Here is a 15,897-nt window from a genome sequence, read left to right as displayed (position 1 = left end):
TTTGAAATACAAAACGCCCGATGCGATGCATCGGGCGCTGGAGTGAAACAGGTGTAAACCTATTTCAGGACTAGACATCCCCTTTTGATGTTAAGCACTTTTCTCTGGTCGTCCTCGGTCTCTGAATTGAATGCGTCTCCCGGTGATTTTCTCGATTTCGTCAACGAATCTCATGTTTCCAGTCAGTTGGCCCCGCTGAAGTGCTCCCCTTATGAGTTGCAATTCATTGGTGGGTGTCGCCATCTCAACAAACGATTTATAGCGTTCACGCCGTTTGGCATCCGTAGGCCCTAGCTCCATAAAACAGGGATCTTTGTCCAGCCATGTGGATTCAGAAAAATCGCACAGGCGCAGAGCAAAACTTGACCAGAGATAATCTTCTGCACGCGCCACCATTCGGGCTCGCACCGGGTTTAACTCGATGTAGCGACTGCAAGCCAATAGATAAGTGTCGGATTGAACGACACTGGATTTGTAGCGGCTTTCCCACAGCGTCCCGGTTCTCCCCTCAACCTTGTTGCGATACCGCGTCATCCGACCGGCGAGGGCTTTCATGAGCTGTCCGAGGTTGGACGTTACTTCTCCTGGGGCGAGTAGCAAGTGGACATGATTGGTCATCAGGCAGTAGGCATAAACTTTTATACCTAATGCTTCTTTGAGCTCGCGAAGGTCAGAGAGATAGCGTTCGAAGTCTGCTGGCGCGGCGAATACGACCTGCCTGTTGTGGCCGCGCTGCACGATGTGGTGCGGGTAGTGAGGTAGCACGATGCGTCCCGTTCTGGGCATGGGTCTTCCTACGTCCTTGTCTTGATGGACGAAGCATAGAACGTGGCGACGTGTAGATAGGCAGGATGTGTCAGAGAATGTATCCGCTTGGACTGAGGGGGTGAATTAAATAAGTTTGTGCCTGCTACCTCTTATGATTGTTCAGAATTTGGTTGTTCTGAATCAGTATTAAAAACTGTTATTTCTATCAGGTGTGGTTGTGGGTTTTTGTGTTGATACTTTGCATGTGGGTGTGCAGAAAATAAATCTGTCCCCTTTGATTCTATGGCATCCGTAGGCCCTAGCTCCAGAAAGCAGGGATCTTTGTCCAGCCATGTGGATTCAGAAAAATCGCACAGGCGCAGAGCAAAACTTGACCAACGATAATCTTCTGCTCGCGCCACCATGCCGGCTCGCACTGGGTTTAGCTCGATGTAGCGTCCGCAAGCCAATAGATAAGTGTCGGATTGAACGACGCTGGATTTGTAGCGACTTTCCCATAGCGTCCCGGTTCTCCCCTCAACCTTGTTGCGATACCGCGTCATCCGCCCGGCGAGGGCTTTCATGAGCTGTCCAAGGCTGGACGTTGATTCCCCTGGGGCGAGCAGCAAGTGGACATGGTTGGTCATCAAGCAGTAGGCATAAACTTTTATACCTAAGGCTTCCTTAAGCTCGCGCAGGTCAGAGACATAGCGTTCGAAGTCCATTGGCTCGGCGAAAACGACCTGTCTATTGTGGCCGCGCTGCACGATGTGGTGCGGGTAGTGGGGTAGCACGATGCGTCCCGTTCTGGGCATGAGTCTTCCTACGTCCTTGTTTTGACGGATGAAGTTTAGAGGGTGGCGATGCGGAGGCAGGTTGGATGTGTCAGAGAATGTATCTGTCGAGGCTAAGGGAGTGAATTAAATAAGCCAGTATCCGCTACCTCTTATAATCGTTCAGAGTGTTGGTGGTTCTGAATCAGTATTAAAAACTGTCATTTCTATCAGGTGTGGTTTTAGGAATTTATGTCGATACTTTTTCTGGTGTAGGGCCGGAAAATAAATCTGTCCCCTTTAAATTCTTATTGTCTCCTTCGTTCTATATGCTCGCGAGATATTGCTATGAAATCTATTTCTGTAACTGGTCTGCCGGCTGGGAAAAGTAATGAGGAAATTCTCAGCGTGCTTAAGGCGGGTTGCGCCGACACAATTTTGGAGTTTAGGCGAGAAGCGGGCGCAACAGTTGGATTGATTTTCTATGAGCCCGCTGCTCCTGTTGTGTTGAGGTCGGCGAAATATAATCAGCTTCTTCGGATCGAAGAAGAACTTGGAGATAGTACCGTTTTTGCTAACTTTCGGCCGCCTATGGTTTGAGCTGTTTTGATCTTCATAGGAAATCAAAAGGGGACAGATTTATTTAATCGTCCCCTTTTGATGTTAGTTGGTAGCTGGCGGATACTTTGCCACTGGATTATTCCGTCGGCACAACTTTATCCAGCACCCGATTCACTGCCAGTTCCGCTAGCATCACAACCTGCGCAATACCCTGCGCGGTCTTGCGGTGAGGCCCCTGGAGCAGGTCGGCGAAGTTGTTGAGCATGACGTTGGCCGAGCCGAGGGTTTCGACGGCGTCGACCAGCAGGGATTCGTTGTTGCTGGCCGGGTTGGTCTGGTAGAGGCGGTTGGGGGTGTAGGGCGCGGCCATCATGTGGGCTGATATCGGGCCCAGGTGATAGTCGAGGGCGCGGTTGGCGGCTTCGTTGAATCTCTTGGAGTCAGGGCATTCGTAGGGGGAAGTTGGGTCGGTGATGCTGGCCGGTTCGGTGACCGGGGGATTTGGCGTTGCTTTGAACATGTTCATTCTTTTCCTATGGTGAAGCCGCCAGACCCGAGCTACTAAACAAGGGTGGAGGCAGCTGTGCGCAGGTTAGTAGACCGGGGAAAAGAAGAAAGCCGGCGTGCCCGAGGGCACCCTACGCACAGCCACCATCAAATCCAGGCATGGGAATACCTGACTGACAGACACTTGTGCATTCTTCAAATACCAACGGGCTACTAAACCCGATCACTGCGAATCAGTGACCCGATCCAAGTTACCGGCCGACCCCAAGGCGCACAAGCCGGCGTATTCTGGCGTAGCCGTAGGCTCTGGCGCAAGGATTTGTGGGCAATTGCGCGTAACTCCAGGTGTCTTTAAACATACGCATCGAAACCTGTTTATCGGCCCCCAAAACACGCTGAAACATCCCCCCGAAACCACCCCGAAAACCACCATGGCTTCAAACCCGCCGCCGTGTCTGTAAACTGGCCGCCCGAAACGGCGCGCGATGGCGCCGTCCTCACTGCCAGCGAAGGACTTTCCCATGGCCAACCAAGACATCACCTACACCCCGGATCCGGATGCAGACTCGATCTCTTCGGACGTGACCGAATTCAACGGCATCCTGATGTCGACTCAGATCCCGACCCGCGCCGACGGCAGCCTGGAACTGGGCGACGTCACTGCGCAAAGCGAATGCACGTTGCAGGCGCTGAAAGTCGCACTGGAAAAGGCCGGCAGCTCGATGGACCGCGTGCTGCACCTGACCATTTATCTGACCGACATGGCTGATCGCGCTGCGTTCAACGAGGTGTACAAGCGCTACTTCGCCAAGCCTTGGCCGGTGCGCGCAGCGGTTGGCGTGGCGGCGCTGGCGGTTGAAGGGATGAAAGTGGAAGTGACTGCGATGGCCGCGAAGGCCTGATTCAGCCCCGGATGATCGTCCGCGCGGGAACGATCTGAACGATCTGCGTCCGGGCGGGTTTAAAACAGCCACCCGGCAGCACAGGCGTGCCGGCCACGCGTTTCGCGGCTACAATGCGCGCCTCGACCGTGACAGCCTGACTAAAAAAATATATGTCCTTGCCCAAACATCACCTGGAACTGCTCAGCCCCGCCCGTGACGTGGCCATCGCCCGCGAGGCCATCCTGCATGGCGCCGACGCGGTGTACATCGGCGGCCCGAGCTTCGGTGCGCGCCACAACGCGTGCAACGAGGTGAGCGAAATCGCCGAACTGGTGGAATTTGCCCGTCGCTATCACGCGCGCATCTTCACCACCATCAACACCATCCTGCACGACAACGAACTGGAGCCGGCACGCAAGCTGATCCATCAGTTGTACGACGCCGGCGTCGATGCGCTGATCGTCCAGGACCTGGGCGTGATGGAGCTGGACATTCCACCCATCGAGCTGCACGCCAGCACCCAGACCGACATCCGCACCCTTGAGCGGGCCAAGTTCCTCGATCAGGCCGGCTTCTCGCAACTGGTACTGGCCCGTGAACTGAACCTCAAGGAAATCCGCGCGATCGCCGATGAAACCGATGCCGCCATCGAGTTCTTCATTCACGGCGCGTTGTGCGTGGCGTTTTCCGGCCAGTGCAACATTTCCCACGCGCAGACCGGGCGCAGTGCCAACCGTGGCGACTGCTCCCAGGCCTGCCGTCTGCCGTACACCCTGAAAGACGAAAAGGGTGGCGTGATCGCCTACGAAAAACACCTGCTGTCGATGAAGGACAACAACCAGAGCGCCAACATCCGCGCGCTGGTCGAGGCCGGTGTGCGCTCGTTCAAGATCGAAGGTCGCTACAAGGACATGGGCTATGTGAAGAACATCACCGCCTATTATCGCCAGCGCCTCGACGACGTGCTCAACGACCGTCCGGATCTGGCCCGCGCCTCTAGCGGCCGTACCGCGCATTTCTTCATGCCGGACCCGGAAAAGACCTTCCACCGTGGCAGCACCGACTACTTTGTCAGCGAGCGCAAGATCGACATCGGCGCGTTCGATTCGCCGACCTTCACCGGTCTGGCAGTGGGCGTGGTCGAGAAAGTCGGCAAGCGTGACATGCAAGTGATCACCCACGAGCCGCTGTCGAACGGCGACGGCCTCAACGTGCTGGTCAAGCGTGAAGTGGTGGGTTTCCGCGCCAACATCGCCGAAGCCAAGGGCGAGTTCGAGGAAGAAGGCGAGAAGCGCTATCGCTACCGCGTCGAGCCGAACGAAATGCCGGAAGGCCTGTACAAGCTGCGTCCGAACCACCCGCTGAACCGCAACCTCGACCACAACTGGCAGCAGGCCTTGCTCAAGACTTCCGCCGAGCGTCGTATCGGCGTGAGCTGGCTGGCGAAGTTGCGTGAAGAGCGTCTGGAACTGACCGTGACCAGCGAAGAGGGCATCAGCGCCAGCGTTGCTTTGGAAGGCCCGTTCGGCGTCGCCAACAAACCGGAACAGGCGCTGGACACCTTGCACGATCTGCTCGGCCAACTCGGCACCACCGAGTACCACGCGACCTCAATCAAACTGGATGCGCCGCAAGCGTTCTTCATCCCGAACTCGCAGCTCAAGTCGTTGCGCCGTGAAGTGATCGAAGCGCTGACCGCCGCTCGTGTTGCCGCCCACCCGCGCGGTTCGCGCAAGGCCGAGACCACGCCACCGCCGGTGTACCCGGAAGCGCATCTGTCGTTCCTGGCCAACGTCTACAACCAGAAGGCTCGCGACTTCTACCACCGTCACGGCGTGAAGCTGATCGACGCGGCGTACGAGGCCCACGAAGAGGCGGGCGAAGTGCCGGTGATGATCACCAAGCACTGCCTGCGGTTCTCCTTCAACCTGTGCCCGAAACAGGCCAAAGGCGTGACCGGTGTGAAAACCAAAGTCGCGCCGATGCAGCTGATTCACGGCGACGAAGTGCTGACCCTGAAGTTCGACTGCAAACCGTGCGAGATGCACGTGATCGGCAAGATGAAGGGCCACATCCTGAATCTGCCGCAGCCGGGCAGTGTGGTGGGGCATATCAGCCCTGAAGACCTGATGAAGACCATTCCTCGGGCTCCACACTGATTAGCAGGCAATAAAAAACCGGTGACGAAAGTCACCGGTTTTTTTATGCCTGCCAGAAACTCAACTGGCTTCGTAGCGCGATCCTGTTTGCGGCGCCGCTTCGCCACTCAACGCATCGACCATTGGCGGATGTTCCTGCGCGGCCTGACGCAGATCCTCGGTCACCCGCAGCTCGGCGCCAGTTGGCGAGAAGGTCGCCGCTGCTGCGAACGGCGCCGGGTTGGCTGGCACCGGACGCTTACCGCGACGCCAGAAGAAGAACGTCACCATGCTCAGGTTGACCAGCGCGAAGGCCCAGAACAGGCCGCTTCCACCATGGGCGTTCATCGCCGGCGAAATCAGCAGCGGGCTCATCGCCGAGCCCAGTGAGTTGATCAACAACATGCCTTGAATCATCGGCACCAACGTTTCGACCGGTGCACGGTCGGCAGCGTGGCTGACGGCGACCGGGTACAGCGCGAATACACCGCCGCCCAACAGGAACAGAGCCGCCGCGAGCATGGCCGAGGACAGCGGTACCAGCACGATCACCAGCGACAGCACGGTGCACGCGGCGCACAGCACGGTCAGCACTTGCAGGCGATCCTTGCGGTCGGACCAGCGCCCGACCGGGTATTGCAACAGCATCGCGCCGAGGATCGTCCAGGCCATCATGCTGCCGACTTCGCCGACGTTCAGGCCGATGCGTTGCAGGTACAGCGGCAGCAGGGTGTAGATCGCCGCTATGGTCACGCCGGAGCCGAAGCAGCCGACCAGCCCGGTCGGTGATACGCCGAGCAAGGCCCGTGGCTTGAGCGGTTCGACCTGTTCCAGTAATGGCGACACTCGCGGCAGGATCACAATCGGCAACACCGACAACGTCGCCAGCATGCCGGCGACCATGAACGGTGCGGTATCGCCCAGGCCGGTGATTTTCCCCAGCGTGGCCTGGCCGAGCACCCCGGCGCCGTAGAGGACGATCATGTACAGCGCCAGCAGACGCCCGCGAATCTTCGCGTCGCCGGCCAGCAGCAGCCAGCTCTCGATCACCAGAAACACACCGACCGTGGCCCAACCGTTGATCAGGCGCAGGACGACCCAGCCCCAGGTGTCATAAAACAGCCCTTGCAGCAGGATGGTCGCGGCGATCAGCGAGGCGAAGCTGCTGTAGGCGCGGATGTGGCCGATGCGCAGGATCAGCCGGTCGTTGAAGATCGCCCCCAACGTCAGACCGATGAAATAGGCCGAGGAGACGATGCCGATCATCGTCGCCGATTCGCCGGCAGCGCCCAGGCGCAAGGTGGTCAAAGAAGACAGAAAGCCGTTGCCCAGCGCAACAATGAACAGCCCGAGCAGGGGCGCCAGCGCCATGGCCAGCAAACGCGGTGTCATAAAAACCTCAAGTGATCGAACAGCGGAACGTGCGCCTCTGCGCATGCGAGTGCCAAGCCGAAGTGTGTTGAAGACAAACGACCGCCGAACGGGCAGGACGATTGAGCCTGGCGCACTGTGTGAAAGTGGCCGGCTGTTCAAACCTGAGGGTTGTCATGGCTGCGGGCAGGCGCCGGTCGGGCGACTGCAAGAGGAGGCGCGATTTTAAGCCTTGTGTGGCGTTTGCCAAGGTGCCGGGCCTGCGACGCTGGGACGCAGGCCGGCCGATGTTGCCCCGAATGCCAGTCAGCCCACGGACTTCAACGGAATCGGCCCCTTGAGCCGGTCCGTCATCGTGGCGCAGTACCAGTCATCGAACTGGCAGACGCCGGTCTCCGCTGTTTCCGAGTACGGCCCCGGTTCATAGGACGGAGAGGTCACGCCACGCTGGGTACCTTCGACCAGCGTGCGGTCCTGATCGTTGGTGGCGACCCAGACTCGGGTCAGGCGTTCGAGGTCGTAATCCACACCTTCCACCGCCGTGTCCGGCACCAGCCATTTGGTGGTGACCATGGTTTGCGTGGCGCTGATCGGGAGCACCCGGAAGCTCAGGGCGTGGTCGCCGAGGAAGTGGTTCCAGGTGGACGGGTAGTGGAAGTACAGCAGCGCACCGATGTCCGGTTCGGCGGTCTTGTCCAGACGCCCTGCGACTGCAGGCTTGCCGTCCATGGTGTAGCTGACGGCTCCGGAGGACAACGGGATGCGGGTCATGCGGTACTGGCCGTTGATGTCCATCACCAGTCGGCTCGGCAGCCCGGCTTTCTCGCAGGTGTTCCAGTAGGCCGTCAGGTGCGGATCATCTTCGCCGCCGGCGCCACCCACGGACGGGTTGTCGACGTAGGATTTCAGCAGTTCGGGGTGGGAGCCGTCGCAGTGGTAGCACTCGCGGTTGTTCTCGAACACCAGTTTCCAGTTGCCGTTCTCGATGATGGTCGACTCGAAAGCCACTTTGCAGTTGTCCAGATAATGCGGGGCAATGAACGGGCTGACGGCCTTGCGAAAGCCTTCGAAGTCCGGCGCCCTGGTGGCGACGCAGACATAGATGTAGCTGTGCACGATCTCGCAGTGCACAGGCTTGAGGTTGTACTGGGTCTTGTCGAAATCCTGGCCCATGTTGCCGGCGTACAGCAGGTTGCCGTCCAGCTCGTAGGTCCACTTGTGATAGGGGCAGACCATCTTCGCGACCTTGCCGTGCTCGTGTTCGCAGATCTTGGCGCCGCGATGGCGGCAGGCGTTGTGAAACGCGCGGACTGCGCCGTCCTTGCCGCGCACCACGGCGACCGGGTAATCGCCGATCTGCAGGGTGAAGTACTGGCCGGGCTTGGAAATTTCGAAGGTGTGCCCGGCGAAAATCCAGTCTTTGTGCCAGATCTGTTCGAGGTCCTGGCGGTAGACGTTTTCATCCTTGTAGAGGGCGCCCGGCAGCGAGTGCCAGGGTTTGCGCTGGGCGATCAGGTCAACCACGGTGTCGTTGTTATTCATTGTTATCCTCGTCATGCGCGTAGGGCCGGAACGGGTTCCAGCCTATCTGTGCCAGGAAAGCCGTCACAAACGACATTTCCGGTGGGCAATCGATGCGTTGAGGTTATGGGTGAGGGCGCGCGAAAACCGGCTCGAGCGTGGCGATGGCCGACGCAGACTGATCCAGATTGCGAATGGCCTGTTTCACCGCGAGGCTGCGTTCGCGGCCGAGGCTTGAGGCGAACAGGTCGAACTTCTGCTCCAGCTCTTCGCGGCTCAGGGCCGTTTCGGGATCGCCGCGTGCGGCGGTGATCGGGCTGACGAGCACGTTGCCGTTTTTCAGGGTAACGGTGACGCGCGAGAGGATTTCAGTGGGGAACCGCGCGGAAATATCGGCGGCTTCGACAATCTCGATGCACGCGCTCAAGGCGCGAATGTCGGCGGCGTGAATGGATTCTCCGGTGACTTCGTCCGGCCCGAGTTTGCCCCTGACGATCAGCGCTGCCAGCGGAAAGGCCAGGGCGTATTGCGCCTGATCGGCATCCGCCGGGGCATGACCTTGCAGGCACATCGACTCGTAGAAGGTTTCGACGCGGATCGTTTCGATCACCTCGGCATTGAGCGCTGGATTCTCCTTTTGCAGTTGCAGCATCGCGGTCAGCGCCGGTTGCGCCCAGCGGCACACTGGCCAGGGTTTGAAATACTGGCTGTCGATTTCCCAGCGCTCACCAAGGTCGCGCCAGTGCTCGGCCACCGAGGCGTCCTCGACGGTTTCTGCCGGCGCGCCGGTCACCCCTTCCTTGGCCATCAGCAGGGCATTCAATCCGACAAAGGCGCCGCTGCCGTGGGCATCGCGCAACATGGTCGGAAACGCGATCAGGCGCATCATCGGGCAACGGGCGCTGAAGTACTCGGCGATGCCGAGTGCATGGCGGAACGTCGGCTCGTCAAAACCCAGCAACCGGGCGCCGGCGCAGATCACACCAATCGCCGAAAAACCGCCGGACGCGTGATAAGTCGGGGAGGTCGCCATCAGCGCTGTTCCTGCGCGCAATCCGGTTTCATAACCGAGGCACAACGCGCTCAACAGCTCATGCCCGCTGACGTCTTTGCCTTGGTGATGCAGGGCATCGGTGAGGGCGAGGAGGGCCGGCACCACGGTCGCGCCGGCGTGCCCCTTGGATCGGAAGTGGCCTTCGTGGGCATCGAGGCTGTCGGCGGAAAAGCCACCGGCCCAACCCGCGCCCAGCAGGCTCACACGCTGACCGTCGAACAGCAGGCGGCTGCCGTACTCGCCGGTGGGGTAGTGTGAAACGGCAAAACGGCGCAGCGCCACACTGGTGTCGTTGGACGCGGCACCGGCCATGACACCGATGATATCCAGCAAGCTGTTCTGCAGGATCTCCCGGGTCTTGGCCGGCGCCTGGAGGAAATCAAAGTCGCGGCAGAATTCGTAGAGTGACATTCAACAGTTCCTTCCTGTGAGGGGAACCGGCCAGATCCCGGCCGGCGCCGCTCCACAATGAGTCAGGAAGGTGATGCCGCTCCAACGACATTTTCGTCGGGCAATTGATAACTAAACCGATGGCTAGCGGCGCGGAAACTTCGACAGGATCCAGTCGCGAAACCGGCGCAGGGCGTCTTCGTTGTCCGCCGTCTCTCGGCAGCTCAGGTAGTGCCAGCTGTTGCGCAACTGCACTTCCTGTTCAATCGGGCGCACCAGCAAGCCGCGCTGCAACAGCGGCGCAACCAGGTGATTCCAGCCCAGTGCGATGCCCTGATGGGTCAGCACCATGCTGATCAGCAGGTTGTAGTCGTTGGCATTGAAAATCTGCGGGCTGGTCGCCGGGCGGTCGTCGATGTCGATGGACTGAAACGCCAGCCACACGCCCCAATCGACATGCTCGGCGACTTGCGAGCGACCATAAGGGCTCAGGTTCAGCAGGGCCGAATCGCGCACGCCTTCGATGGTCGAGATTTCCGGGTGCTGCTCCAGGTACTGCGGCGTGCACACCGGGTAGATCAGGTCGTGGCACAGCGGGTAGCTGCGATAGCCTTCGCGGATGCGCGAAATCTTGGTGATGAACACGTCGGGTTGCACGCCCGGTTCCATGGTCAGGAAATTCTGGGTGGTGATCAGGTTCAGTTCGATGCCTTCGCTCTGGGCGAAGAATTCCGGCAGGTGATTCGACAGCCACAGTGCAGAGAACGCCGGGGAACAGCAGATGGTCAGCACTTTCTTGCCGGACTGGCTGCTGCGGATGCGCTCGGCGGCCTGGGCGATGTTCACGAATGACAGCTGCGCGGCGTCGAAAAACAGCGCACCCGCCGAAGTGAGCTCGACGGCCCGCCCGACACGGGTGAACAACTGCGCCCCCAGGTAGCTTTCCAGTTCGCGGATCTGCCGGCTGATGGCGGCTTGCGAAACGCACAATGCTTCGGCGGCACGGGTGAAACTCTGATACTTGGCGGCAGCGACAAATGCCTTTACGGCCCTCAAGGACGGCATCTTCAGCAAGATGGTGTCAGGGTCGACATGCTTGGTCATTCGTACGGCCTCCTCACGATACGGCTCCCCGGCGAAGCGCGACGAGGGTAGCCCAAGCCTGCGCGCAGGGATATGCCGGCGTCGCAGCAAGGATAGTCGCAGTCGCTGGTGGGCGATGCCCGCTGCAAGGGGCGGATGCCGGCGTGATCGATAACCCGACGTTATCAACTTGCCCCTGTAAATGTCGTTGGATTAAGCGCGGGGATGCTAATAAATTTGAAACGTCCCTCGTTCCTGGGGTCCCAAAAATAATAAAAGGAAACCCGTCGTGACGACATATGACTATTACCGCTGCCGCTTAAAACCAGTTTCGCTCGATTGCATGTTGCTTGAACCCGAATATGCACAACGCGATGGAGGCAAGGTATGACTCGCTCCGACGAAATAATCTGCGTCAAGAATGTATATAAAGTCTTCGGCTCACAGCCAGCACTGGCCATGAAGTTGATAAAAGAAGGTGCATCGAAAGCCGAAGTATTCAAAAAGACCGGGCAGGCCATTGGTGTGTTCGATGCCAACTTCTCGGTCAAGCGAGGCGAGATCTTTGTCATCATGGGTTTGTCCGGTTCCGGCAAATCGACCATGGTCCGACTGTTCAATCGCCTGATTGAACCCACCGCCGGCAGCATCTTTCTGAATGGTCGGGAAATCACCGGTCTGGGCGACAAGGACCTGTTGCAGGTGCGCCGCAAAGACATGGGCATGGTCTTCCAGTCGTTTGCCCTGATGCCGCACATGAGCGTCATCGACAACGTCAGCTTCGGCCTGGAAATCAGCGGAGTCGGCGAAAAGGAACGTTACTGCCGGGCCATGGACGCCCTTGAACAGGTCGGGCTTTCCGGGCAGGAAATGTGCTTCCCCCATCAGCTCTCCGGCGGCATGCAACAGCGGGTCGGCCTGGCCCGGGCGCTGGCTAACGATCCGGCCATCCTGCTGATGGACGAAGCGTTCTCCGCGCTCGATCCGATGATCCGCAGCGAGATGCAGGGCGAGCTGATCAAGCTTCAGGCTGAGCAGGATCGCACCATCATTTTCATTTCCCACGACATTGAAGAAGCCGTGCGCATCGGCCATCGCATCGCGATCATGGAGGGCGGGCGCGTGGTGCAGATCGGCACGCCCCGTGAATTGCTGTGCAACCCGGTGAACCAGTATGTCCGGGATTTCTTCAACGGTTTCGACACCAGCCGGATATTGCGGGCAGGCGATATCGCGCAAACCGATTCGGGCATTACGTATGACCCGGCCCGTCAAACCCCGATCAAGGCCGACGCTTCCTTGCGCGAGATCTTTCATATAGTCGCCGCTTCTTCAACACCGATGCCGGTGGTCGATGAAGTTGGACTTTATAAAGGGTCGATCTCGCAGGGGCATCTTTTAAGTTGTCTCGGTAATAACTGAACGCTTGTTTAACAGCGCTTCTGTTTAAAAAGAATGATCACGCAGTACGCAAGTGCGAGGTAGCGTCATGTCCGACTTTAACTTTCTGGATCCCTTCCAGAGTTTGAATATTCCTCTGGGGTCGTGGGTTGAAACCGCCCTTAAATATCTGGTGCATAACTTCCGGGATGTCTTTCGATCGATTCGCTGGCCGGTCGATCAGGTGCTCGATGGCGTCCAGTGGGGACTGCTTTCGTTGCCGCCGACGGTCTTCATCATCATCGCCGGGCTTATCAGCTGGCAGATCGGCGGCAAACGCATCGCGATCTTCAGTGTGGCGACGTTGACCGGGCTCGGACTGATCGGCGTGTGGAGCGACGCGATGGTCACCCTGGCGCTGGTGCTGACCTCGCTGTTGTTCTGCGCGGTGATCGGGATTCCGCTGGGCATCCTCTGTGCCCGCAGCGACCGCACGGAAATGATCATCCGCCCGGTGCTCGACGCCATGCAGACCCTGCCGGCGTTCGTGTACCTGGTGCCGGTGGTGATGCTGTTCGGCATCGGCAACGTGCCCGGTGTGATTGTCACGATCATCTTCTCTGTCGCGCCGCTGGTACGGCTGACCAATCTCGGCATCCGTCAGGTGCCGGCGGACAAGGTCGAGGCGGCGCGGGCCTTTGGCTGCACACCTATGCAGATGCTGATGAAGGTTCAACTGCCGCTGGCCGCGCCGACCATGATGGCCGGGTTGAACCAGACCTTGATGCTGTCGCTGTCGATGGTGGTGGTCGCCTCGATGATTTCGGTCGGCGGGCTGGGGCTGATGGTGCTCAGCGGCATCGGTCGCCTCGACATGGGCCTGGCCAGTGTCGGCGGGGCAGGGCTGGTGTTGCTTGCGGTGTTCCTCGATCGCCTGACCCAGGCCATGGGTGAACGCAGCAGCGATCTGGCCACCGGGCAGCGCTGGTATGAGAGCGGGCCGGTCGGCCTGGTCATGAAGTTGAAGAAAAAGAAGAACGTTGCTCGTGCGGTCATTAACTGAACCTTTCTGCTCACCGATCAAAACTCCAAAGCGTGGTGAAACATGAAACTGGCAAATCTCAAGAAAAGCGTCGTGGCGGGTGTGGTTGCTTCAGTCATGGGCACGATTCTGTGTTCAGCAGCGTACGCGGCTGACGCCAACAAGCCCGGCGCCGGTGTGTCGATCACGCCGATATTCCCGACCATCGCTGAAGAGCGCTTTCGCGGTGAAGTGGTCATGGCCGGGCTCAAGGAACTGGGCTACGACGTCAAGCAGCCTAAGGAGACCGACTACCCGGCGATGTTCCTGGCGCTGTCCTACGGCGACGCGGATTTCACCGTGCATGAATGGGAAAACCTGCACGAAGCCTTTTATGAAAAGGCCGGCGGCGATGACGTGATGGTCAAGGTCGGGCAGATCATGAAAGGCGTACTGCAGGGGTACCTGATCGACAAGAAAACCGCAGACGCCTATCACATCAAGGATCTGTCGGATCTGAAGAAGCCCGAGATCGCCAAACTGTTCGACAGCAACGGTGACGGCAAGGCCGATCTGACCGGTTGCAACCCGGGCTGGGGCTGCGAAGTCATGGTCGAGCACCACATGAAGGCCTATGGCCTGGAGCCCACCGTCGTCGACAACCGCGGCTCGTACTTCGCGTTGATGGCCGACACCATCGCCCGCTACCAGCAAGGCAAGCCCGTGTTGTTCTTCACCTGGGTGCCGCAGTGGATTTCCAGCGTGCTGGTCGAAGGGCGTGACGTGGTCTGGCTGCCGGTGCCGTACACCGATCTGCCTGACGGCAAGGAAAGCAAGGACACCTTCTACGAAGGCAAAAACCTCGGCTTCCCGGTGGACACGATCAATGCCGTCATGAACAAGGAATTCGCCGAGAAGAACCCGGTGGCCCGCAAGTTCCTCTCCGAAGTCAGCATCAGCACCGCCGACGAAAGTGCGCAGAACCTGAAGATGCAGCAGGGCGAGAAGTCCCTCGCCGACATCAAGCGCCACGCCGCCGAATGGATCAAGGCCCACCAGCAAAGCTACGACGGCTGGCTGAGCGATGCGCGCGCGGCGGCCAAGTAAGCCGGTTCGATTTGTCCTCCCTACGATAGACGGTTCAACACTATGAAAGTCAGTTCGCTACCTGCCGATGATGACAGTTGTGGCTGGTTCCACCTGAGCCGCCCACGCAGCCCCGAGCCCGGTCATCGGGGACATCGCTCGGCCCGTTGGGTGATTGTCGGTGCCGGTTTCACCGGGCTGGCCGCTGCACGGCAACTGGCGCTGAGTTTTCCTGATGACGAAGTGGTGCTGGTCGAGGCGCAGGAAGTGGGGTTGGGGCCGTCCGGTCGCAATGCCGGTTTTGCCATCGATCTGCCCCACGACATCGGGGCCGAGGACTACATCGGCGATATCGACCTGGCCCGGACGAGTCTGAAACTCAATCTGGCCGGCCAGTCGATCCTGCGTTGCCTGGTCGACCGGTTCAACATCGAGTGCCAGATGAAAGCTTGCGGCAAGTATCAGGCCGCCGTCGAAGAGCGTGGCATTGCGGTGCTGGAGGCTTATCGCCGGGGGCTCGACAAACTCGGTCAGCCATATCAGATGATCGATGCGGACGAGTTGCCCTCGCACCTGGGGACGCACTTTTATCGCAAGGCCTTGTACACGCCCGGCGCGGTGCTGGTTCAGCCTTCGGCGCTGGTGAAAGGGCTGGCGGACAGTCTGCCGGCGAACGTCACCTTGTACGAACGCACGCCGATTCTGGAAGTGGAGTACGGCCGCCAGACGGTTCTCAAGCACGCTTACGGCAGCATCACCGCCGACAAACTGATCCTCGCCAACAACTCGTTCGGCATGCGTTTCGGCTTTCTGCAGGGGCGAATGCTGCCCATCTACACCTACGCCAGCATCACTCGGCCGCTGACTGAAGAAGAGCAGGCGCGCCTGGGTGGCAAACCGTTCTGGGGCGCGATTCCGGCCGATCCGTTCGGCACCACGGTGCGCCGCACGCCGGACAACCGCTTGCTGATCCGCAACAGCTTCAGCTTCAACCCCGACGGGCGCAGCAACAGCAAATACAACGAGCGGTTCGTGCACCGTCACCGAGCCTCGTTCGATCAGCGCTTTCCGATGCTGCCGGGCGTGCCGTTCGAATACACCTGGGGCGGGGCGCTGGCCATGTCGAGGAACCACAACGGCTTCTTCGGCGAACTGGCACCGAACGTTTACGGCGCGCTGGGTTGCAATGGCCTGGGCGTCACCCGGGGCACGGTCACCGGCAAGTTGCTGGCCGACTGGCTGGCCGGGCAGCGTGACGAACTGATCGATTTCCTGCTGCAAGCGCCGGGGCCCAACGGCAATCCACCGCAACCGTTTCTTTCCCTCGGGGTGAACATGAACCTCAAGTGGGGGCAGTACCGCGCCGGTCGAGAAAGTTGAA

The 15,897-nt window shown here is 59.5% G+C and carries 14 protein-coding genes; 7 read left to right on the top strand and 7 right to left on the bottom strand.

The window, feature by feature from the left end; all coding sequences use genetic code 11:
* Nucleotides 1-90 precede the first annotated feature (90 nt).
* A complete protein-coding gene (locus AC1RR7_RS07655; protein WP_493156949.1) occupies nt 91-786 on the bottom strand; it encodes a transposase in 696 nt (231 codons plus the stop codon).
* A 131-nt stretch (nt 787-917) separates the two neighbouring features.
* Nucleotides 918-1,562: a transposase gene (locus AC1RR7_RS07650; RefSeq protein ID WP_493156947.1), complete on the bottom strand. Its 645-nt coding sequence runs from the start codon at nt 1,560-1,562 to the stop codon at nt 918-920.
* A gap of 306 nt (nt 1,563-1,868) precedes the next feature.
* On the opposite strand from AC1RR7_RS07650, the gene AC1RR7_RS07645 reads away from it, so the two are divergent.
* Nucleotides 1,869-2,120 carry a hypothetical protein gene (locus AC1RR7_RS07645; protein WP_493156944.1) on the top strand — a complete coding sequence of 84 codons (252 nt, stop codon included), beginning with the start codon at nt 1,869-1,871 and terminating at the stop codon, nt 2,118-2,120.
* A 97-nt stretch (nt 2,121-2,217) separates the two neighbouring features.
* Here AC1RR7_RS07645 and AC1RR7_RS07640 read toward each other — a convergent pair whose 3' ends face one another.
* Nucleotides 2,218-2,601, bottom strand: a complete 384-nt coding sequence (locus AC1RR7_RS07640; RefSeq protein WP_493156942.1) for a DUF6124 family protein — start codon at nt 2,599-2,601, stop codon at nt 2,218-2,220.
* Between the two features lie 508 nt (nt 2,602-3,109).
* On the opposite strand from AC1RR7_RS07640, the gene AC1RR7_RS07635 reads away from it, so the two are divergent.
* Together AC1RR7_RS07635 and AC1RR7_RS07630 are read left to right on the top strand one after the other, a co-directional pair.
* On the top strand, nt 3,110-3,490 hold the full coding sequence (locus AC1RR7_RS07635) for a RidA family protein (RefSeq protein ID WP_007955413.1): 381 nt from the start codon (nt 3,110-3,112) through the stop codon (nt 3,488-3,490).
* Between the two features lie 152 nt (nt 3,491-3,642).
* On the top strand, nt 3,643-5,631 hold the full coding sequence (locus AC1RR7_RS07630; RefSeq protein WP_011333806.1) for a peptidase U32 family protein: 1,989 nt from the start codon (nt 3,643-3,645) through the stop codon (nt 5,629-5,631).
* 60 nt (nt 5,632-5,691) lie between these two features.
* On the opposite strand, the gene AC1RR7_RS07625 is transcribed toward AC1RR7_RS07630, so the two are convergent.
* The 4 genes from AC1RR7_RS07625 to AC1RR7_RS07610 all read right to left on the bottom strand — a co-directional run bounded on the left by AC1RR7_RS07625 (nt 5,692) and on the right by AC1RR7_RS07610 (nt 11,050).
* On the bottom strand, nt 5,692-7,002 hold the full coding sequence (locus tag AC1RR7_RS07625) for an MFS transporter (protein WP_493156940.1): 1,311 nt from the start codon (nt 7,000-7,002) through the stop codon (nt 5,692-5,694).
* 285 nt (nt 7,003-7,287) lie between these two features.
* Nucleotides 7,288-8,523, bottom strand: a complete 1,236-nt coding sequence (locus AC1RR7_RS07620; protein ID WP_493156938.1) for an aromatic ring-hydroxylating oxygenase subunit alpha — start codon at nt 8,521-8,523, stop codon at nt 7,288-7,290.
* 103 nt (nt 8,524-8,626) lie between these two features.
* A complete protein-coding gene (locus AC1RR7_RS07615; protein ID WP_493156936.1) occupies nt 8,627-9,967 on the bottom strand; it encodes an MmgE/PrpD family protein in 1,341 nt (446 codons plus the stop codon).
* 123 nt (nt 9,968-10,090) lie between these two features.
* Nucleotides 10,091-11,050 (bottom strand): LysR family transcriptional regulator, encoded by a 960-nt coding sequence (locus AC1RR7_RS07610; protein WP_096821679.1) that lies wholly within the window; start codon nt 11,048-11,050, stop codon nt 10,091-10,093.
* Nucleotides 11,051-11,416: 366 nt separating this feature from the next.
* Here AC1RR7_RS07610 and AC1RR7_RS07605 point away from each other — a divergent pair, with 366 nt between their 5' ends.
* The 4 genes from AC1RR7_RS07605 (at nt 11,417) to AC1RR7_RS07590 (ending at nt 15,896) form a co-directional block, all read left to right on the top strand.
* Nucleotides 11,417-12,451, top strand: coding sequence for a quaternary amine ABC transporter ATP-binding protein (locus tag AC1RR7_RS07605; RefSeq protein ID WP_102621644.1), 1,035 nt, complete (start codon nt 11,417-11,419; stop codon nt 12,449-12,451).
* A gap of 67 nt (nt 12,452-12,518) precedes the next feature.
* The gene (gene proW / locus AC1RR7_RS07600; RefSeq protein WP_102621643.1) at nt 12,519-13,472 is read left to right on the top strand and encodes a glycine betaine/L-proline ABC transporter permease ProW; all 954 of its coding nucleotides are present in this window, start codon (nt 12,519-12,521) and stop codon (nt 13,470-13,472) included.
* A 42-nt stretch (nt 13,473-13,514) separates the two neighbouring features.
* Complete coding sequence (gene proX / locus AC1RR7_RS07595) at nt 13,515-14,537, top strand: glycine betaine/L-proline ABC transporter substrate-binding protein ProX (protein WP_173861380.1); 1,023 nt, start codon at nt 13,515-13,517, stop codon at nt 14,535-14,537.
* A gap of 42 nt (nt 14,538-14,579) precedes the next feature.
* The gene (locus AC1RR7_RS07590) at nt 14,580-15,896 is read left to right on the top strand and encodes an NAD(P)/FAD-dependent oxidoreductase (protein WP_096821682.1); all 1,317 of its coding nucleotides are present in this window, start codon (nt 14,580-14,582) and stop codon (nt 15,894-15,896) included.
* The last annotated feature ends 1 nt before the right edge of the window (nt 15,897 follow it).

It is taken from the genome of Pseudomonas sp. GW821-FHT11G12 (genome assembly GCF_058808055.1).
The sequence above is the reverse complement of the archived record's forward strand: the minus strand, read 5'-3'. Positions and strand labels throughout refer to the sequence as shown.

Excerpts from the sequence above, each read along its gene's own strand:
- AC1RR7_RS07655 (WP_493156949.1), bottom strand. The coding sequence starts at position 786 with ATGCCCAGAACGGGACGCATCGTGCTACCTCACTACCCGCACCACATC.
- AC1RR7_RS07650 (WP_493156947.1), bottom strand. The coding sequence starts at position 1,562 with ATGCCCAGAACGGGACGCATCGTGCTACCCCACTACCCGCACCACATC.
- AC1RR7_RS07645 (WP_493156944.1), top strand. The coding sequence starts at position 1,869 with ATGAAATCTATTTCTGTAACTGGTCTGCCGGCTGGGAAAAGTAATGAG.
- AC1RR7_RS07640 (WP_493156942.1), bottom strand. The coding sequence starts at position 2,601 with ATGTTCAAAGCAACGCCAAATCCCCCGGTCACCGAACCGGCCAGCATC.
- AC1RR7_RS07635 (WP_007955413.1), top strand. The coding sequence starts at position 3,110 with ATGGCCAACCAAGACATCACCTACACCCCGGATCCGGATGCAGACTCG.
- AC1RR7_RS07630 (WP_011333806.1), top strand. The coding sequence starts at position 3,643 with ATGTCCTTGCCCAAACATCACCTGGAACTGCTCAGCCCCGCCCGTGAC.
- AC1RR7_RS07625 (WP_493156940.1), bottom strand. The coding sequence starts at position 7,002 with ATGACACCGCGTTTGCTGGCCATGGCGCTGGCGCCCCTGCTCGGGCTG.
- AC1RR7_RS07620 (WP_493156938.1), bottom strand. The coding sequence starts at position 8,523 with ATGAATAACAACGACACCGTGGTTGACCTGATCGCCCAGCGCAAACCC.
- AC1RR7_RS07615 (WP_493156936.1), bottom strand. The coding sequence starts at position 9,967 with ATGTCACTCTACGAATTCTGCCGCGACTTTGATTTCCTCCAGGCGCCG.
- AC1RR7_RS07610 (WP_096821679.1), bottom strand. The coding sequence starts at position 11,050 with ATGACCAAGCATGTCGACCCTGACACCATCTTGCTGAAGATGCCGTCC.
- AC1RR7_RS07605 (WP_102621644.1), top strand. The coding sequence starts at position 11,417 with ATGACTCGCTCCGACGAAATAATCTGCGTCAAGAATGTATATAAAGTC.
- proW (WP_102621643.1), top strand. The coding sequence starts at position 12,519 with ATGTCCGACTTTAACTTTCTGGATCCCTTCCAGAGTTTGAATATTCCT.
- proX (WP_173861380.1), top strand. The coding sequence starts at position 13,515 with ATGAAACTGGCAAATCTCAAGAAAAGCGTCGTGGCGGGTGTGGTTGCT.
- AC1RR7_RS07590 (WP_096821682.1), top strand. The coding sequence starts at position 14,580 with ATGAAAGTCAGTTCGCTACCTGCCGATGATGACAGTTGTGGCTGGTTC.